Origin of the sequence: Alkalihalophilus pseudofirmus OF4, from assembly GCF_000005825.2 — a bacterium.
Lineage (GTDB): Bacteria > Bacillota > Bacilli > Bacillales > Bacillaceae_D > Alkalihalophilus > Alkalihalophilus pseudofirmus.
This window is the reverse complement of record NC_013791.2, coordinates 1,604,574-1,628,369: the sequence shown is the minus strand read 5'-3', so window position 1 is coordinate 1,628,369 and position 23,796 is coordinate 1,604,574. Positions and strand designations below refer to the sequence as shown.

Sequence of the window (23,796 nt, the reverse complement as noted above, 5' to 3'; positions counted from 1 at the left end):
ATGCGTGCAGACTTTTCAACTATCAGGGTTTACCGAACGTTTGATCGTAAGACCTTATCAGTACCATGATTATGTGAATTGGTTTAACCAATACTCAAGCCGGAAGCCTTCTGTGCACCTCTATGATGAGGGGCAGGTTGATATGAGTATGTGCACAGAACAATGGTTTTATGACTTGGTCAACCGGCATCAAGGGATGGCCAAAGAGGATTCATTATATGTATTTGGTGTGTTTAATAAGAGCGACCATACTCACTTAGGTGTGATCGATGTATCAACGTTAATGAGAGAAAACTTTCATTGGGGCAGATTCGGCTATACGATCCATAATCAGCACTGGGGGAAAGGCTATGGTACGGAAGCCGTAAAGGAAGTGCTGCGTCTCGCTCATACGGAATTAAATTATCACCGGATTGAAGCACATATCAATGTAGATAATAACGCCTCCATCGCCCTGGCTGAAAAAGCAGGCATGCAGTACGAGTGTATAAGAAAAGGATTCATACATGAGTTTGGAAAATGGACCGATAACCTCATCTACTACTCTCAATCAAACGAATAAAAACGTGCCTAGACAATAAGGCACGTTTTTATTTAGGCTTATTTAAATTTAGCGTGCTCTACTTTAATGCAGCGGTCCATAATGGTTTCCACACCATTATCTTTTAAATAATCATACGCTTCTTGATTTGCAACCCCTAGCTGCGCCCAGAACGTTTTTGCACCGATTTCAACCGTATCACGAGCGACTTCGGGTAAAAATTCACTTCTTCTAAATACATTCACAATATCAACTTCACCGTCAATTTCTTTCAGGCTTGCCACTGCTTTCTCCCCAAGGACTTCATTTACAGTAGGGTTGACTGGAATAATCGTATAGCCTGCATTTTGCATCGCTTCAGATACCATGTAAGACGTTCGGTCTGGGTTTCCTGATAATCCTACAACAGCAATACGCTTACTCGTATGTAGCACCTCCTTGATTTTCTCGTCTGTTGGATTTTGAATTCCCATCGTTATGCACTCCTTTTTATCTTAAAATCGTATATAGACTCCTTTACTTTCTTCAAGATCTGCTGCTCATATTCCTGCCAAAATAAGAGATAACCTTTTCGTACATACTACATAAAACGGGTTAAGAGGGGGAGGAAATGTGCATTCGCTATTAATAAAACTGCGAAATCAATTTTGGTTTATCCCTGCAGTCTACAGTGTTGTTTCGATTGTCTTAGCGGTGATAAGCTACTTGGCTGATCAATATGTTATCACACACAGCACTCTGCTCACCAAGCTCCCTGCATTTCTTATAACCGATATCTCCCTAGCTCAAACTCTGTTAAGTACGATCTCTTCTTCCTTGCTTACAATGACAACGATCTCCTTTTCGACAATTATGGTCGTCTTAACAACATATTTATCCCAATTTTCACCGCGCACGATGCAAAACTTTATGACAGATGTTCATACGCAGCGAATACTAGGTGTGTTTATTGGTGGATTTCTTTTCTCCCTTTTACTATTACTTATATTAAGAGCTAATCACCCAACAGAAATGTTTATTTCACCAACGATTGCCGTAGCGTACGCGTTTGTCTGTGTCGGCTTCTTTGTTTATTTCGTGCATCATGTCGGAAAATGGATTCAAGTGAGCAATTTAATTCACAAAATCACTGAAAATACGATTCAATCGATTGAACATTATTACGAGGACAATCAAACAGTTGAGCAAGATGAGCCGTGGCGGGATTGGGAAAGCGAAGAGCTGATTCTTCATAACCCGCATTATATCTTTGCACAGGCAAATGGATATGTGCAGATCATTGATGTGAAAGGATTAACAGACCAATCAGAAGCGGATAATATTATTCTTAAAGTAGAAGCGGGACTTGGCAATTATATCGAGCAAGGCGGCGTATTATTTGAATTATATGGAGCCTTGCCAAAGGAAAAACATACCTTGTACGCAAAACATATTCTTCTTGGCGGGGAGCGGGCAACTATTCAGGATATTGACTTTGGCCTCACAAAATTAGTAGAAATCACGTTGCGTGCCTTATCATCAGGGATAAATGACCCCAATACGGCAGTCAGCGGAGTGCGTGCACTAGCGAGAGTATTAACAGTTCTATCAAGAAAAAACCTGCATAGAACTTATTATAATGATTCGAACGGAAATCTGCGTGTGATCTTTCAGGAGCGCAGCTTTAATGACTACCTATATCGCTGTTTCTATCAGATCAGACAGTATGGCTGTGAAGACCTCTCAGTACTCAATGCATTAATTGAATCTCTTAAAGCGATCGCCATTAATAATTCAGAGGAAATTAAAGAATCTGTATGGGATTTTGCGGCCTATATTCGCGCAGGACTGCATCCAGATGAAATCCTTGATCTTGATAAACGCTATCTGAATGATAAATGGCAGCAGCTGGCGATTCATACAGATAAGAGTGAACATTTTATTCCACTTTAAAAGCGGCAGCCTCATGTGAGCTGCCGCTTTCTCTTATTTATTCTTACCTTATTGAATGAACCCTTTTTCTTGAAGAAATTCTCTTGCAACATCTTCAGGGTTTTCATCATCATAATCGACACGATAATTCATTTGTTGAATTTCTTCTTCCGTAATCATACCAGCTAGTTGATTCAGAATCTCCTTAAGTTCTGGATGTTCTTCAAGTGTTTCTTCACGAAGTAATGGTGCTCCTTGGTATGGAGGGAACAATTGTTCGTCATCCTCTAATACAACCAAATCATATTCAACTAAGTAAGCATCTGTTGAATACGCATCAATCACATCCACATCTCCTGACACAAGCGCACGAGAGCGAAGAGCTGCTTCCATTGATTGAACGCTGGAGAATGAGATGCCGTACTTCTCTTGCAGGCCAGGATAACCGTCATGACGATCGACAAATTCGAACGTAAACCCTGCCGACAGCTCATCTTGATATGGCGCTAAGTCAGAAATCGTTTCAACCCCTGATTCTTCGGCAAATTCATTTGTAACAGCAATCGCATACGTATTATGATAGTCCATCGGCTCTAAGAAAACAAGCTGTTCTGCTTCATAGATGCCATCACGAGCCTGCTCATATGCCTCTCGCTCATCATAGCTAAAGTCCTCAATATTTAAGAGGTCGCCGACTACCGTTCCGGAGAATTCGAGGTACATATCGATGTCTCCCACACGCAAGGCATTGTAGACAAAGTCAGTACCGCCCAAATTTCCTTGAACATCAACCGTCATATCTGTTTGATCTTCAATTAATAATTTATACATATTACCGATAATAATCGGCTCTGCTCCTTCTTTACCACCAACAGTAAGTATTGTACCTGCATCACCGCCTCCTTGGCTAGAAACGATTGGAGGGATAACGACAATTAATAAGGCAAGTGAGACGACTGTTACAATCGGCATGAAGGATGATCCTTTTGAACGGCTTTCAGTTATCCGCAGCACAAAATCAAAAAACAAGGCGAGCAGGGCAGCTGGTATTGCGCCGAGCAGGATGTATTCATTATTTGCACGCTGGATCCCCGTCATAATTAAATCCCCTAAACCTCCTGCACCGATTAAAGCTGCAAGAGTCGCTGTACCGACAATAAGGACCATAGACGTTCTAATACCAGCCATCACTGTAGGCATGGCAATCGGCATTTCAACGCGCATCAGCCTGCGGTAGGAATTCATTCCCATTCCACGTGCAGCCTCCCGGATAGCAGGGTCAACCTCGCTGATTCCTGTGTAGGTGTTCCGTAAAATAGGAAGCAAGGCATACGCTGTAAGAGCAATAATAGCTGGTGTTGTCCCAATACCGACAAATAAGATCATAAATCCGAGCAACGCAAGACTAGGGATCGTTTGTAGAACGGCTGTGATCCCAATGATGAATTCAGCCATTTTCTGCTTTCTTGATAAAAGCACGCCAAGCGGAACCGCTATAAATACAGCAATTAAAAGAGAGATTAAAGAGAGCTGAATATGTTCCCATAAGGCAATCCATAAAAGATCTTGCCTTGCCAGGAAGAGGTCATATAAATTTGTTAAGGTGTTCACTGTGCCTCACGCTCCTTCATCCATTTGCGAGCGAGATCCTCATAACTTACTGTACCGACAACTTCTTCGTTCTCTTTTACTAAGAGGTAAGGAACCGATCCTTCGTTTAGCCTCAAAAAGGCAGTCTCAATCGACTCACCCTGAGAGATCGTATGTTTTTCTGATAGAGCAGAATGATTAACTAAATTAACATTACGGTCCATCACATCTGAGACAGTCAGCTTTTCGCTCGCTTTGTTATCCGCAGCTACTTGACGATTGCCAAGAAACTGTGTCACAAATGGGTCAGCTGGAGTATCCATCAGCTCTGCAGGCGTTCCTATTTGAATGATTTTGCCCTCTTTCATTACACAAATGCGGTCACCAAGCTTTAATGCTTCATCCATGTCGTGGGTAACAAAGACGATCGTTTTCTGAATCTTATGCTGCAATTGCTGGATATCCTCTTGCAGCTGTTCGCGGCTGATTGGATCAAGGGCACTAAATGGTTCATCCATTAATAAAATATCTGGATCAGCAGCAAGTGCTCTTGCTACACCGACACGCTGCTGCTGGCCCCCTGAGAGTTCATTCGTCATACGATCACGATATGTCTCCGGTTCAAGTCCAACTAGATTTAAAAGCTCATCTACTCGGTTCTTTATTTTTTCTTTTGACCACTTTTTCATTTCTGGAACCACAGAAATATTCTCAGCAACAGTCATATTGGGAAAAAGGGCAATTTGCTGGAGAACATATCCGATGTTCCAGCGCAAAGTATGTATATCTCCTTCTTTAATGTTCTGATCATTAATACGGATGGTTCCATCTGTTGGGTCAATCAGCCGGTTTACCATCTTCATTGTAGTTGTTTTACCGCAGCCGCTTGGTCCAATAACAACAAAAAATTCACCTTTATTAACGGTAAAATTAAGGGTGTCGACTGCTTTTGTACCGTCTTCATATTGTTTTGAGACGTTGTCAAATGTGATCATTCCTTCAATTCCTTTCACGTATATTTCTACAAGCAGATTATGTTCATACCCGATTCGCTGATTGTTTAAACATTTTCTTTATAAATAGTCTCCCCAAAACCATTCAAAACCACACGAAAAAACCAAGAGTCCATAAGAACTCTTGGCATGTTCTAAGTATTACGATTGAAAGGAGGCACTGTTTAACCATTGGCCGCCATCGATTGTGATACAGTCACCGTTAATGTATTTCGCTTCCTCAGAAAATAAGAACGATGCAAGGCCTGCTACTTCTTCTACTTTCCCAAACCTTCTCGCAGGGATACTGTTGATCACCTTTTTATGAGCTGCTTCATTCATAATTAAGCGCTCAGCGCCGCCCGTATCCTCAATTGGACCTGGAGCAATCGCATTTAAACGAATGCCATACTGGCTGCCCCATTCTACTGCTAACGTACGTGTCATTGCAAGAACGCCTGCTTTTGCGCTTGCTGAGTGCACTACACCCGGGCCTGCTGTCCAAGCGTATGTCGCAATGATATTAGTGATTGACCCTTGCTGTTTATTAGCAATCCATTCCTTACCTACAGCTTGTGTACAATACCATGTACCATTTAAAACAATATCAATGACAGCCTTCCATCCATTCTCAGAGAGCTCTTCAGCTCGTACGAGGAAGTTTCCTGCTGCATTATTTACTAAATAATCAATTTGACCGAATGTTTCTTTTGTCACATCGACCATATGTTGTACTTTTTCCGGGTCACGTACATCCATTACGACAGGAAGGACTTGTCCCTCAAAGGTCTCAATTTCCTTTTTAGCTTGTAATAAACGTTCTTCATCACGTCCGCTGATCGTAACGTATGCACCTTGGCTTGCAAATTTCTTAGCCATTGCTTTACCCATTCCATTACTGCCGCCTGTAACGATTACTGTTTTCTTCTCCATAGACCATACCCCCATCAATTATTACATAATTGACTCCGATCTTATCTCCATCACTCACTCTCTCATTCTATTATGACGAACTATTCAGAATTATGAAAGGGTTTTCTTACTCATTTTTGGAAAAAATAAAACAGCTGCTTACTAAACAGCTGTTTTATCTATACGTTATGAAATTAGATGACTACCCCGCCGTCGATGCTAAGGATCGTTCCTGTAATGAAACGAGCTTCATCAGATGCAAGGAATGCATATCCATTTGCAATATCTTCCGGCGTTCCTAAATCGTTTAAAACAGACTTATCTTTCATCATATCTAAAACTTTTTCAGGCATTTTAGCTGTCATTGGCGTTAAGATGAACCCTGGAGCTACTGCATTAACACGCACATTGAAACGGCCAAGTTCTTTTGCCCATGTTTTTGTCATACCGTTAACGCCCCATTTTGTTGCAGCATAGTTTGTTTGACCGAAGTTACCATATGAACCAACAACAGAAGAAGCATTTAATATTACGCCGCCTTGCTGCTCTTTCATGATCGCTGCTGCTTCTTGCGATACCATGAATACACCTTTAAGGTTTACATCAATCACACGGTCCCACTGCTCATCTGTCATTTTTAGAAGTTGTGCATCCGCTGTAATCCCAGCATTATTTACAACAACATCAACACGGCCGAATGTCTCTACCGCATGAGCCATTAAGTTTTTCACTTCTTCACGCTTTGTAACATTCACAACAAAGCCAGTCGCTTCTCCACCCATTTCCTTTACAGCTGCAACCGTTGCGTTAATTTCCTCTTCGTTCATATCAGCTACAACCACTTTTGCGCCTTCTTTAGCAAATTTAAATGCTGTTGCTTCACCGATTCCACGACCTGCACCTGTAATAACTGCTACTTTATCTTGTAATTTCATGAATTGTTCCTCCTAGAAATGATTATAATGATAGTTTTAGATTAAATAATACCGATTGAACCAACGATGATTGCGACAATAACACTTAATACTGGAATCGCACAACCAACGACGAAAATATCTTTATATGAATCTTTGTGTGACATTCCTGTAATCGTAAGCAATGTCAAAACAGCGCCGTTATGCGGAAGCGTATCTAAACCACCTGATGCAATTGATGCTACACGGTGGAAGGCTTCAGGGTCAATGCCTGTTTGAGCCGCTAGCTCCATGTAACGGTCACCTAATGCTTCTAGAGCAATACCCATTCCGCCTGATGCTGACCCAGTTGAACCAGCAAGAATGTTGATCGCTACAGCTTGTGAGATTAGCGGGCTGCCTTGAATCCCCATAACAAATTCAGTCAGTTTCTCAAATCCAGGAACGGCTCTTACAACCGCACCAAATCCTACAGCAGCACTTGTGTTAACAATGGCAATAACAGAACCACTTGCGCCTTTGTTGACAGAGTCGATAAACTTAGAAACCATCTTGAAGTTGAACACAATAATCATCAGAATACCTGTGATAAGGGCAACGACGATATCCCAGTTAAATACATTCAATGTGAAGATTACAGCAACCAGCGGTAAGAACGACAAGATTGGATTTGGAAGCTTAGCTTCGTCAATTTCCTTAATTTCTTGGTCTTTAGGCTCAGTGAACACTTCACCTGCAGCGCGTGTCTGCTTTTCTCTCCAAGTTAAATAAACATATCCGCCGACACCCATAACAAGAGCTGCAATGATTCCCATAAATGGCGCTGCCATTGCTGTTGTACCGTAGTACTCAGTCGGAATAAGGTTTTGAATTTGCGGTGTACCAGGAACAGCTGTCATCGTAAACGTAAACGCACCAAGTGCTACTGTACCAGGAATTAAGCGGCGTGTAATATTTGCTTCACGGAATAGCGCAATCGCTAAAGGATATACCGCAAATACGACAACGAATAAACTAACCCCGCCGTATGTTAATACTGCACAAGCAACAATTACACCTAAAATCGCACGTTGTTTACCAATAACTTTAGTAATCATCGAAGCTACTGAACTAGCTGCACCAGTATCCTCCATCAGTTTACCAAAAATTGCACCAAGCATAAATACAGGGAACCATAATTTCGCAAAGTTTACGAAGCCTTCCATGTACGTATTTTTATATGCATCTAAGAGATCAAGGCCGCCGAATATTGCTACAACACCAGCTGTGATTGGTGCAACCCAGATGATTGACCAGCCTCGATATGCAAGAAACATTAATAATACAAGACCTAAAACGATACCTAACATTCTTTCTCCCCCTTAGTAGACTTAATTAGAAAGAACAGCTTTTCCGTTTGTGAGTTCAAGACCCATCTTCTCATCACGGAAAATACGTTCATCCATTGTTTTAAGATTTTCAGATACGATTGGTTTAAAGTCCATTTGATCTAAAATGTCACGCTGTAGATCAACACCTGGTGCAATCTCAGTTAAGACGACACCATTTTCTCCAAGTTCAAATACCGCACGTTCTGTAATATAGAGGACGGTTTGGCCCGTTTCATTTGCATACTCTCCGCTGAATGTGATGTGCTCAACATCAGCTAAGAATTTCTTGATTTTGCCTTCATTATTGATGGAAAGCTTGCCATCATTCACGTCTACCTTTAAGCCGCCTGCTGTGAATGTGCCGCAGAATACCACACGTTTTGCATTTTGGGTAATATTAATAAATCCACCTGCTCCAGCAATTTTCGGCCCGAACTTACTAACGTTCACGTTTCCGCTGCCATCTAGTTGTGCTAGACCAAGGAATGCAACATCGAGTCCGCCGCCATCGTAGAAATCAAATTGATAAGGCTGATCAACGATACATTCTGGATTTATAGAAGCCCCAAAGCTCATTCCGCCAGCTGGAATTCCGCCGATTGGACCTGATTCAACCGTTAGATTAATCAGATGATCGACTCCTTCTTCATTTGCTACCATGGAAACACCTTCAGGCATGCCGATTCCAAGATTTGTTACAGCATAAGGCTCAAGTTCCATTGCAGAACGACGTGCGATTACTTTACGCTCATCTAGTTTCAACTTAGGAAGGTCACGATTCACTGCTTTAATTTCTCCGCAGTATGACGGATTGTACTGCTCAGCAAAAGTTTGCATATGATGCTCAGCATCAGCTACAACAACAGCGTCTACTAAAATACCAGGCACTTTAACAAGACGTGGGTCCAGGCTGCCTTTTGCGACCACTTTTTCAACTTGTGCAATGACAATGCCGCCTGAGTTTTTCGCCGCTTGTGCCATGGATAGAATTTCAAGTGTTCCGGCTTCTTTATGAAGCGTTAAGTTTCCTGCCTCATCCGCAAAAGATCCGCGGATCAGCGCAACATGAACTGGAATGGTTTTGTAGAATAAATATTCTTCTCCGCCAACGTCCATAAGAGAAACAAGATCTTCTGTTGTACTTTCATTTAATTTACCGCCTTGATTTCTCGGGTCAACAAATGTCTTTAGACCGACATGTGTTAACGTACCAGGCTTGCCTGCTGCAATATCACGGAATAAATGTGAAATAACTCCTTGCGGAAAATTATACGCTTTAATTTTGTTATCAATTGCCAGCTTTTGCAGTTTCGGTGCAAGTCCCCAATGTCCTCCCACGACACGAGATACAAGCTTTTCATGTCCAAGGTGATTCAATCCTTTTTCTTTCCCGTCACCTTGTCCTGCTGCATACATTAACGTTAAGTCTTGAGGCTTTTGCTCTTTAACGAAACGCTCTTCAAGAGCAGAAGTGAGTGCTTCAGGGTGTCCATTCCCAACGAACCCTCCTGTTGCAACCGTTGAACCGTCTTTAATCATTTGAACGGCTTCTTCTGCAGTTTTTACCTTATTAATCATACCTTTCCCTCCTACAACATCTATGAATACGCTTTCTCTACCTTACATAAAGAAAAGTACGCAAGTTGTATATGCAAGAGGTGTGCCAACTTTTATTTTTATAAAAAAAGACGGAATGATAAGGCTTACATAAAGATGGAGTGAAGCAAGTGTTCAGTAAAGCAGTCACTATTGCCCTTTTTGTCTGATTTTCCGAACACACCTCCAATATCAACGTATTGTTTTCCGGACATCTTTTCTGAAAACGCTTTATAGTGTCTTGTTATCCGAACACTTGGTAAATACAGGTTACATTTTCTCAGTATAATAATAAAAAAACACCTTGGAATATTTCCAAGGTGCAGTCTATAGTTGATATTTCGTTAACTTTTCATAAAAGGTAGACCGGCTTATTCCAAGAAGGGAGGCAGCTTTTGAGCGGTTGCCTTTTGTTTGTTTTAAAGCATTCATAAGGGCTGTTTTTTCTGCCTTCTCAATCGAAACAGCCAACGATTCAACCGAATGATTACTAGGCGTATCTGTCAGCTTTGCCGGAAGATGCTCTGACTTAATAACCGTTCCATTGTCTAACATATTTAATGCTCTCTCAATCACATTTTCAAGCTCCCGAATATTTCCGGGCCATTTATATTGATGAAGAAGGCGCTGCGCATCTTTTGAGATGCCATCTACTTTCTTCTTCATAATCGGATTTAATTTTTCAATGAAGTGGAGGCATAATTGTCCGAGATCCTTTTCTCTATCTCTAAGAGGAGGGATGTGGATCGCAACTACATTCAGCCGGTAAAATAAATCTAATCTAAATTCACCTTTATCCACCATTTCTTCTAAATTTCGATTGGTCGCCGCGATTACACGCACATCAATCGGTTTGCTCGTCGTTGATCCGACTCGCTCTACTTCTTTTTCTTGAAGCACTCTTAAAAACTTCACTTGCATATGAAGCGGAAGCTCACCTATTTCATCTAAGAAAATCGTTCCTCCATCGGCTGCTTCAAACTTCCCTTTCTTTCCGCCTTTTTTCGCACCAGTGAAGGATCCTTCTTCATACCCGAATAATTCAGATTCAAGAAGGTCAGGGGGGATCGCAGCGCAGTTTACTTTTACAAATGACCCAGGCGCTCGACTTCCGGCATTATGAATCGCATGGGCAAAGAGCTCTTTTCCTGTACCGCTCTCCCCGAGCAGCAGAACATTCGAGTCACTATTCGCGGCTCGTTCCGCTTGGTGCTTCGCCTTTATAATCGAATCACTATCGCCTACTATATGATGAAACGTATAGGTAGCCTTATTTTGTTCGCGAAATTCACCTTTATATTTCTTCAGCTCAGTCTCCATCAGCTTGACTCGTTTATATAAAGAATTAAAACCGCCTACATTTTGAAACAACACACGTCCCACAGCACCTGTAATTTCACCGTTTTTTATGATCGGTACACGGGTTGCAATCATGTAATCACCTTTAATTCGCTGCAAGTCAGCTACTTCAGGCTTTCCCGTTTTTGCAACGATATGCATCCGTGTATTTTCAATGACATCGGTTGCATGTTTACCGATCACATCTTCAACCCGCACATTAAGAAACTCAGCATATTCCTTGCTCAGCATTGTGATGTAACCATCTTTATCAACCATAACCACGCCGTCAAACGCAAACTCCATAACTGTTTCTAACAGCTCGGTTTTTTCACTGCTAGCTGAAAGAATTTCTTCTAATCCTTTAACGGAGGAAAATAAGTAGACGTAGTAAAGCTGATCATTAATTGTCGTATGTTCTTTTCTCAATACAAATGTGTGACCACGAAAATCAATATGAATATTGGTTCCTTCCGCTATTCCGTCTAATAAATTCGGGTCGACGTACGTCGTTAACACTTCGCCATTGATTCTGTCGGCAGGACGTTTAAATATTTTTTGTACCGTTTCATTATGAAAGAGAATTGTTTGATCTAAATCAGTGAGAATCGTACCAAATGGAAGAGAGCGAATAATAGCTTCCATCTGCTCATAAGATCTCTCAATCGCACCTACAAAATCTTTCATGTTCATAAAGCAATCCCTCATCCCTTACTAACAATCATGTAAGATCTAGCATCATACCCAATAGTATAGCACAAAAAAGAGAGCTCCATGATGGGCTCTCTTTATGGCAGATCAATTATGGACGTTCTACAATTAATGCTGTTCCTTGTCCGCCGCCGATACATAGCGTTGCAAGACCGCGCTTAGCATCGCGGCGCTTCATTTCGTGCAGAAGGCTCACAAGTACGCGTGTACCTGAAGCTCCTACCGGGTGACCTAAAGCAATCGCACCGCCGTTTACGTTCACTTTCTCAGGATCAAGACCTAAGTCTTTAACTACTGCAAGTGATTGTGCGGCAAATGCTTCGTTTGCTTCTACAAGGTCAAGATCTTCAACTGAAAGACCAGCTTTAGCTAATGCTTTTTTCGTTGCAGGTACTGGACCATAACCCATGATCTTTGGATCAAGAGCCGCGTTACCGTAAGATTTAATCGTTGCTAATGGCTCAATGCCTAGCTCTTCTGCTTTTTCTTTAGCCATTAGTACTACCATTGCAGCACCATCGTTGATACCAGATGCATTACCAGCTGTTACGGTGCCGTCTTTTTTGAATGCAGGACGCAGCTTAGCAAGCTTTTCAAGAGTTAAGCCGTGTTTAGGATGCTCATCTGTATCGACCATTACTGGCTCGCCCTTACGCTGCGGTACAGGTACAGGGACGATCTCTTCTGCAAATACGCCTTCTTTTTGTGCTTTTTCAGCACGATTTTGACTGCGAAGTGCGAATTCATCTTGCATCTCACGTGTAAGTTCCCATCTCTCAGCAATATTTTCTGCTGTAACTCCCATGTGAATGTTATTAAATTTATCAGTTAAAGCATCGTAGATCATCGTATCAACTAATTTGCCATCACCCATACGCTGGCCCCAACGAGCGTTTGGCATTACGTAAGGCGCTTGGCTCATGTTTTCTACACCGCCAGCCAAGATCACATCAGCATCGCCTAAAGCGATAAACTGTGCTCCCATACTAACGGTACGAAGACCAGATCCACATAATTTATTAATTGCTAGGGCTGGTGTTGTTTCCGGAAGACCAGCATAGATTGCTACTTGACGAGCAACGTTCTGCCCAAGACCAGCTGATAAAATGTTACCAATTAGTACTTCATCAATGTCCTCCGGCTGGATATTTGCACGCTTAATTGCTTCCTTTGCCGCAACGGCACCTAGATCGACTGCAGGCACACTTGATAATGCCCCTCCAAATGTTCCGACCGGCGTACGCGCAGCACTTACGATTACTACTTCTCTCATAACTCTTGTCCTCCTTCATGTTGTGAAACGCTATATTAACACTTTCTTTTTTCATAGATTCATTCGACAATACGACAACGAATCCTGCCCTTATTTTTAATGCAATTTTTATGCCAATATATTAAAGCTGCTATTAATATCCTTTTTCAATATCCACTTGATTAACAAGCTTCTCGTTTCGTTCTATGTTACGTAACGTATCAATAAAACAAGCTACAGCCTCATCAGCCGTTGTCACAGCAGAGATATGAGGAGTAACCGTAATGTTAGGATGCTCCCAAAAAGGGTGCCCGGAAGGAAGCGGTTCTTCTTTAAATACATCAAGGACGGCAAAACGCAGCCTATCCTCATCTAATGCTTCAATAAGTGCTTCTTCGTCTACCGAGGCCCCGCGCCCAACATTGATAAAGCCGGCTTCTGTAAATTGTGAGAAGAATCGGTCATTGAATAGAGCTTCCGTCTCAACGGTAAGTGGCAGGGTGTTAATGATGTAATCTGCATCCTTCCATTCGCTTTGACCTGTATGTTCTTGTTGATCGATAGTGAATACTTTTTTGAAAAAGTCTTTTTCCCTGCCGCTTCGTGAAACCCCGTACACATCCATGCCAAACTGTGAGAGCACCTTCGCTGTTACTTGTCCAATTTCACCTGTACCGTAGATAACTGCTTTTGCATTTTTTAATAAACCAGGTGTGCGCGGCTTCCATCGTTTCTCCCTGCCATCCTTTTGAAATAAATGATGGCGCTGCATGTCTTGTAATACATAGCTAAGCGTATATTCTGCGATTCTTTGGCCAAACGAACAAATCGTTCTTGTCAGTAATACTTGCGGGTCCCAGGTTTTATTATGTAAGAAACGATCGACACCAGCTCCAAGTGAATGAACCCATTTCACTTTACTGTAGTTATAATCAGTTTTGGTGTTAAAGCAAGCGATGGCATCTGCCCAATCTAAATCTTCGTCAGCAACTTCAGCTTCAGGTTTAAATCGAAAGCTCTGCTCTAGATTCTCTTTTTCTATCAATCTTTTTAATTCATCATACATAGGGCTAATTATTAAAATTGTTGAAATATTCAGATCATAATTACTCATCTTAATCCCCTCCATTGTCTTTGATTCTACCATTTAGCTAATCAATAGACAAAGAGAACTAATTAGACGTTTGTACTGTGATTCTTAGTTTTTCAAGGGCCCGAAATCCTGTCAGCGGCCGCCACTTGATTTCAGTCTTTGTTTGGTTGTACGTGTGAACACGTTTACTAAACCGAGAGAGGGCAATCTGTGCTTCTAACCTGGCAAGTGTGGAACCTAGACAAAAATGAGCACCTAATCCAAAAGAGAGATGCGGAACCTTTTTTCTTGTAATGAGGAATTCATCAGGCTCATCAAATACATCAGGATCTCGGTTCGCTGCCCCGAGCATAAGATATAGCTGCTCTCCGCATGTGATGTGTTTGCCTGCCACTTCTGTATCCTTCATCGCCACTCTGGCCGTTAGCTGTGTTGGACTTTCGAACCTTAGTACTTCTTCAATTGCAGAGCCAGCCAAAGTAGGGTTTTCATTTAACATCTTCCATTGTTCAGGGTGCTTTAGAAAGGTGTAAATGGTGTTGCTAATTAAATTGACTGTTGTTTCGTGACCAGCAATGACAAGCAATATAAATGTAGAGATTAATTCATTTTCCGTACAATCATTTTCTTTAATCAGCATACTAATAAGATCGTCGCCCGGCTCCGCTCTTTTTTGGGCGATTAATGAGGAGAAGTACTCGCTCAGCTCTTCTGCCAATTGATCACTTGCTTCTAATGTTTTATGAGAACGTGAAAAATCTATTGATTGAAGTAATAAAGCTGCCCAGGCTCTAAATCGGTCTCGGTCTTCTTCCGGCACGCCTAAAATGGTCGCAATGACCAAGCTCGTAAGCGGAAAGGCGAATTCAGATACAACATCAAATTCTTCTTTTACAATAAGTTCGTCTAAAAGAGAATCAACGACCTCTTCTATTAAAGGTCTGAATCCCGCTATTTGCTTGGGTGTGAACCCTTTGTTCACAAGAAGCCGCAGCTTGCGGTGATCTTCCTTGTTCATATAAAGCATCATCTTGCTTTGAATTTGTTTTAGGTGGCTGTATTTTTCTGTCGCTTCAGGTAAAGGAATGCGAGTAAAAAAAGATGAATCTTTTAGGATGTAGGCTGTTTCTTTGTATCCTGTTACAAACCATCCGGGCTGCTTCAGTATACTTCCTTTATAAATCGGACCTCTCTCGCGTAATCGTTTATACAAGCCATACGGATCTTTAAATAAGTCATCTCTTTTAAGACGAATCTGTTTTGCTTTCGTTTGGCTAACGGTATTCATCATGACCCTCTCCTTTAGATGATCCTATCTTTGCATCTTGGATGATACACATTTCTCTTCCTATTAAATAGAAACTATGCAGCAAGTAGTTAATATCTTCTTCTGTATGATCAGCAGTCACTGTCACACGGATTCGTGCTTCCCCTTCCGCTACAGTAGGAGGTCGTATGGCTGGTGCGAATATGCCTTTTGCTTGGAGCTTTTCTGCGAATTGAGTAGCTTTGTGGGTATCCCCTATGATGACAGGGATGATAGGCGTTTCTTCCCCGCGGATATAAAAGTCCATTTCTACTAATTCTTTGCGAATGTGATTTGAAAGCTTCTTTAATTGTTGCAAACGGCTTTTATCAGATTCAATGATTGCTAATGCCGTGTAAGCCGCAGCACAGCTCGATTGGGGGATCGACGTTTGAAAGATAAAGCTTCGCGCATGATTTCTGAGAAAATCAATAAGGGTTCGCGAACCAGCTGCAAAGCCTCCTTCACATCCGACAGCCTTGCTTAATGTGCCAATGATTACATCACAGGCAACCCCAAAACGTTCACATGTTCCTATGCCTGTCTCTCCGGTTACACCTGTTCCATGAGCATCATCCACAACGAGATAAGCATCATACGTATCAGCCAGTTGCCTGATCTTATCAAGAGGAGCAATCGTTCCATCCATACTAAACACGCCGTCTGTTACAATAAATCGATGATTGTAATGCATACTCTCTTTTAATAGAGTTTCGAGCATTTCCATATGTAGATGAGGGTAGATCTTTTTATCTGCTTTTGATAATCTGCAGCCATCGATCAGACTTGCATGATTTAACTCGTCACTTAAAATAATATCCCCTTCTTGAGGGATAGATGATAGAACACCAATATTCGCTAAGTAACCGCTTGAAAATAATAATGCTGCCTCTGTTTGCTTAAAAGAGGCGAGTTTCCCTTCCAATTTTTCATGCCACGATGCATTGCCAGTCGTTAATCTAGAACCAGAACTGCCTGTACCGAACCCTTCTATCGCCAGCTTTGCAGCCTCTACAACTCTCAAGTCTGCTGCTAGCCCTAAATAATTATTAGATGAAAAAACAAGCTGCTTTCGTCCATCAATGATATTCGTGCGACCCGGTGCTTGTTCCATTTTACGTAGGGTCCGGTATAAACCTGCGTCCTTTGTATTACTCAGCCGCTCGGCCAGCCATTGATCGAGACTCATCAGCCATCACCTCCTGCTTCCAACGAATCAGCACTGGCTGTGTCGTTAAATAATTTATATAGGCATCCAAGTTTTTCATTTTCGTTTGATCCACAAAAAAAATACGGCAGCCTTTCTCTTCGCCCAATTCTTTTAGCTGAGATATTCGCTGATACCCAAACTTCTGACTCGCCACATATCCAGTAATATAATCAGGATCATCTGACCAGCATAATTCAGCAATGGTTGCAGGGTGTTGAGTGACTTTTGTTGCTAAGGCCAAAGCTTCTTTCATTCGTATATTAGGCGACAGTTGGTGTTCGTTTAACCAGCAGCTAAAGTCATCCAAAGGCCAATCCATCCTTGTTACTCTGACTCCATTTTTTATAGGGTCATCCAACCTTTGACCAGTAGCAGCATCAATGAAAAGAGCCCCTCGTAATTCAGTTAGCTCTGATAACACATAATAGGCTTCTTCAATTACCTGAGGCTTAATCCCAGCTTCAGTTAGTAATGAGCGAGCAGTCGCTTGCCCGTCAGCTACTGAAGATACAACATGGGTACCAACAGGCAAGGGTGACACATATTTAACCGCTTCTTCGATTTGTTCAAATTGAATGTTCATAAAGTCAGGCTTGCCACGCGAATGATTCAGGCCTTTTTCAGCTAATTCTGCCATACATGATGAGAGGTCATGATACGGAACAATCTTTTCCCCGCCTGAGATATGCTTGCCTCCTTGTTCATGAGATCCACCTTGTGCTGCTCTCATTCTGACGCTGAAATATATATGCTCATGTTGCATTTTATCACCTTCAATCCAGGTCTCGATCTTTTTGTTAACCTATTTATATATTAAGTTAACAATTTATTCAGGTGATTGTCAATTACTCTTAGAAGTATCTTCCAAACTAATTATCTACGTTCCATGAAATCAACATTTCACAGAACGTATATTTTACGTTAAACTACTAATGAGGTGAATACTGTGTCATTCTTTGCAAAATTAAATGATTTACATAAAAAGACTGATTTAAAAACAGATTTCCTGCCAGAGGCAATTAAACAGCAATATAGAAAAATAGATCAGCTTCCTCTATTTATCCAGCAATATCTCATAAGCCGTGTATCACTCGGTTATTCTAAGCAGACGATCCAAAGATATATTTATGATTATCATTATTTTTTCCATTATGTAAAAAGAGTCTCAGAAGATCCCTCTTTCCAGCCAGCAGCTGTCACATTAAAAGATTTCTTACAAATTGAAAAAGCAGCGATTGAACACTACATTACCTATCTCTCTCTTGAGGTAGAAAATGAACCGAGAACGATTAACCGAAAAATCTCTGCCTTGCAATCGTTATTTGATTACCTTGTTAAAAAAGGTGAAACGACGACGAATCCAGTTCTTGGTGTCGAGCGTCCAAAGGTCGGGAAGCGAGATCCTGTTTTCTTGACAATCAACGAAGCTCAGTTATTGTTAAAAGCAGTTAAAGACACTAGCAGTCTATCATTCAGACAAAAAAAGTATGCAGAAAAACTATTAGCGCGTGATTATGCCGTTATTTATTTATTAATTAGTTCAGGCTTACGAATTTCGGAGTTAGCCAATGTAAAGATGAAGGATTTTGATAAAGAAGAGAACATTCTTAAAGTACAAGGGAAAGGAAATAAAGAGCGCAGCATTCCGCTCTCCTATGAAACAATTGACGTATTAACTTACTATCTTGACTCCCTGCCAATTAAATCGCGACCTAAGCAAAGTGAAGACCACCTGTTTATTGGGTACGATTTTCAAAGCCAAGAATATACGAAGCAGGTAACAGTCAGCGCATTGCAAAAGATGATTCAGCGTCAATTACACCGAGCAAAACAATATGCACCGTCTCTCCAACATAAAACGATCACTGCGCATAAACTACGCCACAGCTTTGCTACAGCACTTGTGGCAAAAGGAGTCGATGTCTTAACCGTTCAAAGTCTTCTCGGCCACGAATCGGTTGCCACTACACAAGTTTATGCCCATGTTCAAGACGATGCTAGAAAAGAAGCGATCACAAGACTCTCAATTTCATAAATAAACATTATTTACTTATAGTAAACTAAAGCGAACAACCTAATACTTGAGGTGATGTTTTATAGATACAATTTTTGCTCCAGGGCAGTATGCAGAGGCCCCTCTTTTTTTGTCAACAGCCCATCTGCTTTCTATTGGTATCTTACTTATTCTATTGGTTCTGCTCTATCTACACCGCCATAAACCGTACATGCAATCATTCGGCAGGTATGCACTGATAAGTTTGCTGATTTTATCAGAAGTGAGTTTTCTCGCCTGGACAGTCCTATCCGGAATTTGGGATGTGAGATTTCATCTGCCTGCACAACTTTGTACGATCAGTTTATTTATTTGTATTTATATGCTGATTACGCGTCAGTCATTTATATTTGAAATCGTCTATTTCTTTGGGCTAGCTGGCGCGCTGCAGGCCATTATTACACCAGATTTATTTTATACGTTTCCTCATTATCGTTTTTTTCATTTTTTCATCGCTCATACCGCGATTATTCTAGCCATTCTCTACATGGTCTGGGTTGAAAAATACCGAATCACTTGGAAATCAGCTTTAAAATCATTTGCTGCCTTAAATGTAATTGCACTTCTCGTCTTTTTTATTAACGTTCTAACTGGTGCAAATTATATGTTTTTAGCTCACAAACCAGAAGGACCAAGCATTCTTGATTTCCTCGGTCCTTACCCATGGTATATTTTTCAGCTTGAGTTCATTGCTCTCTTTATGTATGGACTGTTATATGTACCTTTTCTCTTAGTTAAAAAATCTTCTCACCAAAAACAAGGAGCTGATTAGTCAGCTCCTTGTTCTGTATCTACCTCAGATTGCCCTCACCCTTTTTGAATATAACAACCTATATAAATATAGTAACCTCTCTAATTTTTAATGAGCGATTTCCCACTTCTCAATATCCATCCCATTGTTAAATAAAAAATGTTTATCCTCATCTTCTAGTCGGCTGCTTCCTGCTGCAAGAATAACGGTTCCATATACGGCTGCCACTTCATCTCGATGCTTTCTCCAGCCTTCTTTATGACAAAAAGCTGCATACTCTTCTCCATTTGATTTGTATATAAACTCACTGTATGGACCGCCAAGTATTTGTTCAATCTCTTGTTTATTGTTTATTTTTGTTTTAAATGGCTCTTTTCTCGGTTCGAAAATCACAATATCCATCTACATGATCACCTCTAGCACAAGTATAGGATAACTTGCTATATTCTATTCAATTTGGTTGTTCTTTGTTTAGTTACCTGTCCTATATATCATCATTTAATACGGTAAGTGAAATTATATATATTTAAGTAAATAAAGAGAGCTGCATTCCTGCAGCTCTCTTGCTTAAAATTTATACAAGCGACGATATTTTTCTTCTAAGTAGCGAACAAGCGGTTTGGAGTCAATGCCGCCGCCTGTTGTATCTTTAATAATATCGGCTGGCTTTTTCATTTTTCCAAACTGATGGACATTCTCAGTCATCCAGCTCTGAATCGGTGCATACTCTCCTGTACGGATCAGCTCATCAAATTGAGGAAGATCACTCACTAACGCTTCTTTTAATTGTGCTGAATAAATATATCCTAATGCATATGATGGGAAGTATCCGAATGCACCAAATGACCAATGCACATCCTGAAGCACTCCTTCACCATCATGACTCGGTCTGATCCCTAAATACTCTTCCATCTTCTCATTCCACAGACCAGGCAGATCACGCACTTCAATATCCCCCTGCATTAATGCTTTCTCAAGCTCATAACGAAGAATAATGTGCAGGCAATAAGTCAGCTCGTCACTTTCTATGCGGATTAATGATCGCTTAGATTGATTAACGGCAAAGTAGAAATCTTCAAGCGGCACATCATCAAACTGGCCTGATGAATGCTTTTTCAGCAAGTCATAATTGCGCTCCCAGAAGCCGAAGTTCTTTCCGACAAACTTTTCCCAGAACAATGACTGTGATTCATGAATTCCCATCGACGTGCCGTCACAAAGAGGTGTACCGATCAAATCTTGCGAAATATTTTGTTCATACAGCGCATGACCGCCCTCGTGAATCGTGCCAAATAATGCGACGCGGAAATCAGATTCATTATATTTTGTTGTCACACGTACATCATTCGGATTGATACCTATAGCAAACGGGTGAACCGTTTCATCTAAACGTCCTGCCCCAAAGTCATATCCGATTTCCTTTAAAATATCTTTACTTAACGCTTGTTGAGCTTCACGAGGAAAGCTTTTAAATAAAAAGTCTGTCTTTGGCTGATGGCTTGATTCAGTGACTCCTTTGACAAGAGGAATCAGCTGATCGCGAAGCTCGCCAAACACTTTATCGATCGTATCAACAAATACACCTGGTTCATAATCATCTAATAATGTATTGTATGGGTTGCCGTTATGTCCTAAGTAACCGACAAAACGCTTCTTAAACTCTACAAGCTTCTCTAAGTTCGGTTTGAACATCTCAAAATCAGCTTTATCCTTAGCTTCCTCCCAGATTGATTCTGACTGCGATTGAAGCATTACATATTCCTTATACTCATCTTTTGGGATTTTTAAGTTCCGCTCAAATTCTTTATGACACTGCTCTACACTTTTAAGAGTAATTTCTGATAGATGCTCTTTTGCACCCTCTTCCCGTAATTCACCTAAGAAGCTTGCCATCTCCTCTGATGTTGATAATTGAAACAACTCTGATGACAGCGTGCCGATCACTTCTGAACGCTGCTGAATTCCTTTTTTCGGAGCACCTGTTCTAGCATCCCAAGCTAGGAGAGATAAAGCCTGTCCGTAATCCTCCATCTTTTTGGTATATGCTAAAAAATCTCGTTCTACTTTTTTGATACGTTCACTCATCTTTTATCCACCTTTCAATTATGTAAGTCTTTTACATTTAATTATGTAAGTTTAAATTTCAAAATTTGTTCCTTTCATTAATTCGTCATCCGAATCAAATTTCCTGCTTCTTAGCAACGTTTTTTCTAGGAACTTGTCGAATTTTATGATATTGTGGAAAGGATTGAAGGGGGTACATTAAATGGATTTGAAATTAACAGACAGCGCAAGCACTTTTTATATAAATGAGATTCCTTTACAAAAAGGAGATACTCTTCGTTTGTTTGTTCGAGTCGGTGGAGTTGGTTCAGGCGGCTTCTCAGTTGGGGTCATTAAAGATTCACCACAAAAAACATCTTACACCTTAAACAAAAACGGAGTCACCTTTTTTGTCAATGAAGACGATTTTTGGTATTTGGACGGCATGACAATCGATTACAATGAAGATTTTGGATACCTCGATTTTTACAGTCCTAAATTCGAGCAGACCGATCATCCAGATTTAGAAGACGAACAAATAAAAAAATAACCGGCTCAATGGAGCTCGGTTATTTTTTTGCTTCATTTAATTGTGTATCTGCCTTCTCAAGCAGCTCTTCTGAAAATTCAAAGAAAGCAGCGTCTACGCCTGTTTGATGGGAAGCCGCTTTTTTGTATTGTTCTTTCGCTTGATTTACAGCATCGGTTGCTGCTTGAAGCTGATCAGGGTCCATACTCATTGTCGCTTGACCGACCATACGCTGTGCAGACTTAATCGCCATTTCTACTTGCTTTAACTCATTATACGGCTCACTCATTCTCATCCCTCGTTTCGATGTTCTCCTTACATACTATGCACCATTTTGGGATTAAATATTCATTGAGTTATTAGTTGTTTACATAATAATATTATAGTAAATATTTTTTTTAAAAAGCTGCTCATTATGAACAGCTTTACTTCGTTGATTAGTTTGTTTCTTCCTTACGAGGTGGACGAGGCCCAAAAAATTGATAATAATCCGTTTTAATATTCCCGTTATAAAGCTTCCGTTTTTTATTTGCCTTTTTACCATAAAACGTTTCAAACTCTTCATGGGACGTAAGCATGTAAACAGACCATGTATCTAAAAGCTCGAAAGCTTTCCCCATTCCACGGTACATCTCTTCCACTTCTGCCCGCTCTCCTAAACGCTCACCGTATGGAGGGTTACCTACTAAAATCCCGTATTCTCCCCTATGACGGAAATCGCTCACTTGCATCTGCTTAAATGAAATCAACTCACCAAAACCTGCTTCCATCGCATTATTTTGGGCTAACTCCACACTGCGATGGTCGATATCTGATCCCATAATATCTAACGGCTGATCATAATTAGCTGAATCTTCTACCTCTTGTCTAGCCGTATTCCATATCTCTTTACCGATCCAATGCCAATCTTCTGAAACAAAATCACGGTTAAAGCCTGGTGCAATATTTTGACCAATCATAGCGGCCTCAATCGGAAGCGTTCCGGACCCGCAAAAAGGATCAGCAAAAGGACGATCAGGTCTCCATGTCGTTAACATAACCATAGCTGCTGCTAATGTCTCTTTAAGAGGTGCTTGGTTGTGCAAGTAACGATAGCCTCTTTTGTGAAGACCAGTGCCGCTCGTGTCGATCGTTAAAGTCACGACATCTTTTAATAACGCCACTTCGATTCGGTAAAATGGACCGTCCTCATCAAACCAGCCGCGCTTGTATCTTTTTTTCATACTTTCAACGACTGCTTTTTTAACAATAGCCTGACAATCAGATACACTAAATAATTTTGATTTCACAGATTTCCCGATAACAGGGAATTCTGCATGAACAGGAATAAGATCTGCCCATGGCAATGCCTTTGTTTTTTCAAACAGCTCATCAAAAGTGAACGCCTTAAATTCACCGACTTTTAATTTCACACGATCTGCTGTACGCAGCCATAAATTAGCACGTGGAATCGCAGAGATATCGGCGGTAAATTCTACTCTTCCATTTTCTACTTTCACATCAGTATAACCGAGGTCTTTCACTTCTCTAGCAACAAGTGCTTCAAGACCCATCGTTGCTGTCGCAATTAATGTTACTTTACTCATTGTACGTATCTCCTTATGTATACAGTTACCTTATTATAAACAATTTATGATCAAGCTGACAAATACCTGAAAAACTTATGTAAATGAAAAAAACCCCT

The 23,796-nt window shown here is 40.9% G+C and carries 22 protein-coding genes; 5 read left to right on the top strand and 17 right to left on the bottom strand.

Annotation, left to right across the window (positions count from 1 at the left end; translation table 11 throughout):
• Positions 1-4: 4 nt before the first annotated feature.
• Positions 5-562, top strand: a complete 558-nt coding sequence (locus BPOF4_RS08145; protein WP_012958638.1) for a GNAT family N-acetyltransferase — start codon at positions 5-7, stop codon at positions 560-562.
• 38 nt (positions 563-600) lie between these two features.
• On the opposite strand, the gene BPOF4_RS08140 is transcribed toward BPOF4_RS08145, so the two are convergent.
• A complete protein-coding gene (locus BPOF4_RS08140; RefSeq protein ID WP_012958637.1) occupies positions 601-1,014 on the bottom strand; it encodes a CoA-binding protein in 414 nt (137 codons plus the stop codon).
• Between the two features lie 139 nt (positions 1,015-1,153).
• Here BPOF4_RS08140 and BPOF4_RS08135 point away from each other — a divergent pair, with 139 nt between their 5' ends.
• Positions 1,154-2,473 carry a DUF2254 domain-containing protein gene (locus tag BPOF4_RS08135; RefSeq protein ID WP_012958636.1) on the top strand — a complete coding sequence of 440 codons (1,320 nt, stop codon included), beginning with the start codon at positions 1,154-1,156 and terminating at the stop codon, positions 2,471-2,473.
• Between the two features lie 48 nt (positions 2,474-2,521).
• Here BPOF4_RS08135 and BPOF4_RS08130 read toward each other — a convergent pair whose 3' ends face one another.
• From BPOF4_RS08130 to BPOF4_RS08075, 12 genes are all read right to left on the bottom strand, one after another.
• Positions 2,522-4,063, bottom strand: coding sequence for an ABC transporter permease/substrate-binding protein (locus BPOF4_RS08130; protein ID WP_012958635.1), 1,542 nt, complete (start codon positions 4,061-4,063; stop codon positions 2,522-2,524).
• Positions 4,060-5,037 carry an ABC transporter ATP-binding protein gene (locus BPOF4_RS08125; protein WP_012958634.1) on the bottom strand — a complete coding sequence of 326 codons (978 nt, stop codon included), beginning with the start codon at positions 5,035-5,037 and terminating at the stop codon, positions 4,060-4,062. Before BPOF4_RS08125 ends, BPOF4_RS08130 begins: the two co-directional genes overlap by 4 nt.
• A 159-nt stretch (positions 5,038-5,196) precedes the next feature.
• Complete coding sequence (gene fadH / locus BPOF4_RS08120) at positions 5,197-5,967, bottom strand: 2,4-dienoyl-CoA reductase (RefSeq protein WP_012958633.1); 771 nt, start codon at positions 5,965-5,967, stop codon at positions 5,197-5,199.
• Between the two features lie 173 nt (positions 5,968-6,140).
• Positions 6,141-6,881, bottom strand: coding sequence for a 3-oxoacyl-[acyl-carrier-protein] reductase (fabG, locus tag BPOF4_RS08115; RefSeq protein WP_012958632.1), 741 nt, complete (start codon positions 6,879-6,881; stop codon positions 6,141-6,143).
• A gap of 41 nt (positions 6,882-6,922) precedes the next feature.
• The gene (locus BPOF4_RS08110) at positions 6,923-8,209 is read right to left on the bottom strand and encodes a GntP family permease (protein WP_012958631.1); all 1,287 of its coding nucleotides are present in this window, start codon (positions 8,207-8,209) and stop codon (positions 6,923-6,925) included.
• A gap of 21 nt (positions 8,210-8,230) precedes the next feature.
• The gene (locus tag BPOF4_RS08105; RefSeq protein ID WP_012958630.1) at positions 8,231-9,808 is read right to left on the bottom strand and encodes an acyl CoA:acetate/3-ketoacid CoA transferase; all 1,578 of its coding nucleotides are present in this window, start codon (positions 9,806-9,808) and stop codon (positions 8,231-8,233) included.
• Positions 9,809-10,153: 345 nt separating this feature from the next.
• The gene (locus BPOF4_RS08100; protein ID WP_012958629.1) at positions 10,154-11,857 is read right to left on the bottom strand and encodes a sigma 54-interacting transcriptional regulator; all 1,704 of its coding nucleotides are present in this window, start codon (positions 11,855-11,857) and stop codon (positions 10,154-10,156) included.
• Between the two features lie 109 nt (positions 11,858-11,966).
• A complete protein-coding gene (locus tag BPOF4_RS08095) occupies positions 11,967-13,148 on the bottom strand; it encodes an acetyl-CoA C-acetyltransferase (protein ID WP_012958628.1) in 1,182 nt (393 codons plus the stop codon).
• A gap of 133 nt (positions 13,149-13,281) precedes the next feature.
• Complete coding sequence (locus BPOF4_RS08090) at positions 13,282-14,241, bottom strand: D-2-hydroxyacid dehydrogenase (RefSeq protein WP_012958627.1); 960 nt, start codon at positions 14,239-14,241, stop codon at positions 13,282-13,284.
• A 58-nt stretch (positions 14,242-14,299) separates the two neighbouring features.
• Complete coding sequence (locus tag BPOF4_RS08085) at positions 14,300-15,508, bottom strand: cytochrome P450 (protein ID WP_012958626.1); 1,209 nt, start codon at positions 15,506-15,508, stop codon at positions 14,300-14,302.
• Complete coding sequence (gene bioF / locus BPOF4_RS08080; RefSeq protein ID WP_012958625.1) at positions 15,495-16,715, bottom strand: 8-amino-7-oxononanoate synthase; 1,221 nt, start codon at positions 16,713-16,715, stop codon at positions 15,495-15,497. The genes BPOF4_RS08085 and bioF overlap by 14 nt, the downstream gene beginning before the upstream one ends.
• Positions 16,678-17,499 carry a 6-carboxyhexanoate--CoA ligase gene (locus BPOF4_RS08075; protein WP_012958624.1) on the bottom strand — a complete coding sequence of 274 codons (822 nt, stop codon included), beginning with the start codon at positions 17,497-17,499 and terminating at the stop codon, positions 16,678-16,680. The genes bioF and BPOF4_RS08075 overlap by 38 nt, the downstream gene beginning before the upstream one ends.
• Before the next feature lie 183 nt (positions 17,500-17,682).
• Between BPOF4_RS08075 and BPOF4_RS08070 the strand changes: the two genes are divergently transcribed.
• Positions 17,683-18,771, top strand: a complete 1,089-nt coding sequence (locus BPOF4_RS08070; protein ID WP_012958623.1) for a tyrosine-type recombinase/integrase — start codon at positions 17,683-17,685, stop codon at positions 18,769-18,771.
• Between the two features lie 109 nt (positions 18,772-18,880).
• A complete protein-coding gene (locus BPOF4_RS08065) occupies positions 18,881-19,561 on the top strand; it encodes a YwaF family protein (protein WP_012958622.1) in 681 nt (226 codons plus the stop codon).
• Between the two features lie 87 nt (positions 19,562-19,648).
• Here the strand turns inward: BPOF4_RS08065 and BPOF4_RS08060 are convergent, their stop codons facing one another.
• Together BPOF4_RS08060 and BPOF4_RS08055 are read right to left on the bottom strand one after the other, a co-directional pair.
• On the bottom strand, positions 19,649-19,942 hold the full coding sequence (locus tag BPOF4_RS08060; RefSeq protein WP_012958621.1) for a hypothetical protein: 294 nt from the start codon (positions 19,940-19,942) through the stop codon (positions 19,649-19,651).
• Positions 19,943-20,107: 165 nt separating this feature from the next.
• A complete protein-coding gene (locus BPOF4_RS08055; RefSeq protein WP_012958620.1) occupies positions 20,108-21,625 on the bottom strand; it encodes a carboxypeptidase M32 in 1,518 nt (505 codons plus the stop codon).
• Between the two features lie 181 nt (positions 21,626-21,806).
• Between BPOF4_RS08055 and BPOF4_RS08050 the strand changes: the two genes are divergently transcribed.
• Positions 21,807-22,133 (top strand): iron-sulfur cluster biosynthesis family protein, encoded by a 327-nt coding sequence (locus BPOF4_RS08050; protein WP_012958619.1) that lies wholly within the window; start codon positions 21,807-21,809, stop codon positions 22,131-22,133.
• A 19-nt stretch (positions 22,134-22,152) separates the two neighbouring features.
• On the opposite strand, the gene BPOF4_RS08045 is transcribed toward BPOF4_RS08050, so the two are convergent.
• A complete protein-coding gene (locus tag BPOF4_RS08045) occupies positions 22,153-22,407 on the bottom strand; it encodes a DUF2564 family protein (RefSeq protein WP_012958618.1) in 255 nt (84 codons plus the stop codon).
• 142 nt (positions 22,408-22,549) lie between these two features.
• Positions 22,550-23,698: a THUMP domain-containing class I SAM-dependent RNA methyltransferase gene (locus BPOF4_RS08040; protein WP_012958617.1), complete on the bottom strand. Its 1,149-nt coding sequence runs from the start codon at positions 23,696-23,698 to the stop codon at positions 22,550-22,552.
• Between the last annotated feature and the right edge of the window lie 98 nt (positions 23,699-23,796).

Coding starts and splice junctions, on each gene's coding strand:
- bioF (WP_012958625.1), bottom strand. CDS start 16,715: ATGAGTCTCGATCAATGGCTGGCCGAGCGGCTGAGTAATACAAAGGAC.
- BPOF4_RS08060 (WP_012958621.1), bottom strand. CDS start 19,942: ATGGATATTGTGATTTTCGAACCGAGAAAAGAGCCATTTAAAACAAAA.
- BPOF4_RS08045 (WP_012958618.1), bottom strand. CDS start 22,407: ATGAGAATGAGTGAGCCGTATAATGAGTTAAAGCAAGTAGAAATGGCG.
- fadH (WP_012958633.1), bottom strand. CDS start 5,967: ATGGAGAAGAAAACAGTAATCGTTACAGGCGGCAGTAATGGAATGGGT.
- BPOF4_RS08095 (WP_012958628.1), bottom strand. CDS start 13,148: ATGAGAGAAGTAGTAATCGTAAGTGCTGCGCGTACGCCGGTCGGAACA.
- fabG (WP_012958632.1), bottom strand. CDS start 6,881: ATGAAATTACAAGATAAAGTAGCAGTTATTACAGGTGCAGGTCGTGGA.
- BPOF4_RS08125 (WP_012958634.1), bottom strand. CDS start 5,037: ATGATCACATTTGACAACGTCTCAAAACAATATGAAGACGGTACAAAA.
- BPOF4_RS08040 (WP_012958617.1), bottom strand. CDS start 23,698: ATGAGTAAAGTAACATTAATTGCGACAGCAACGATGGGTCTTGAAGCA.
- BPOF4_RS08140 (WP_012958637.1), bottom strand. CDS start 1,014: ATGGGAATTCAAAATCCAACAGACGAGAAAATCAAGGAGGTGCTACAT.
- BPOF4_RS08105 (WP_012958630.1), bottom strand. CDS start 9,808: ATGATTAATAAGGTAAAAACTGCAGAAGAAGCCGTTCAAATGATTAAA.
- BPOF4_RS08085 (WP_012958626.1), bottom strand. CDS start 15,508: ATGAATACCGTTAGCCAAACGAAAGCAAAACAGATTCGTCTTAAAAGA.
- BPOF4_RS08075 (WP_012958624.1), bottom strand. CDS start 17,499: ATGCAACATGAGCATATATATTTCAGCGTCAGAATGAGAGCAGCACAA.
- BPOF4_RS08090 (WP_012958627.1), bottom strand. CDS start 14,241: ATGAGTAATTATGATCTGAATATTTCAACAATTTTAATAATTAGCCCT.
- BPOF4_RS08055 (WP_012958620.1), bottom strand. CDS start 21,625: ATGAGTGAACGTATCAAAAAAGTAGAACGAGATTTTTTAGCATATACC.
- BPOF4_RS08110 (WP_012958631.1), bottom strand. CDS start 8,209: ATGTTAGGTATCGTTTTAGGTCTTGTATTATTAATGTTTCTTGCATAT.
- BPOF4_RS08050 (WP_012958619.1), top strand. CDS start 21,807: ATGGATTTGAAATTAACAGACAGCGCAAGCACTTTTTATATAAATGAG.
- BPOF4_RS08100 (WP_012958629.1), bottom strand. CDS start 11,857: ATGAACATGAAAGATTTTGTAGGTGCGATTGAGAGATCTTATGAGCAG.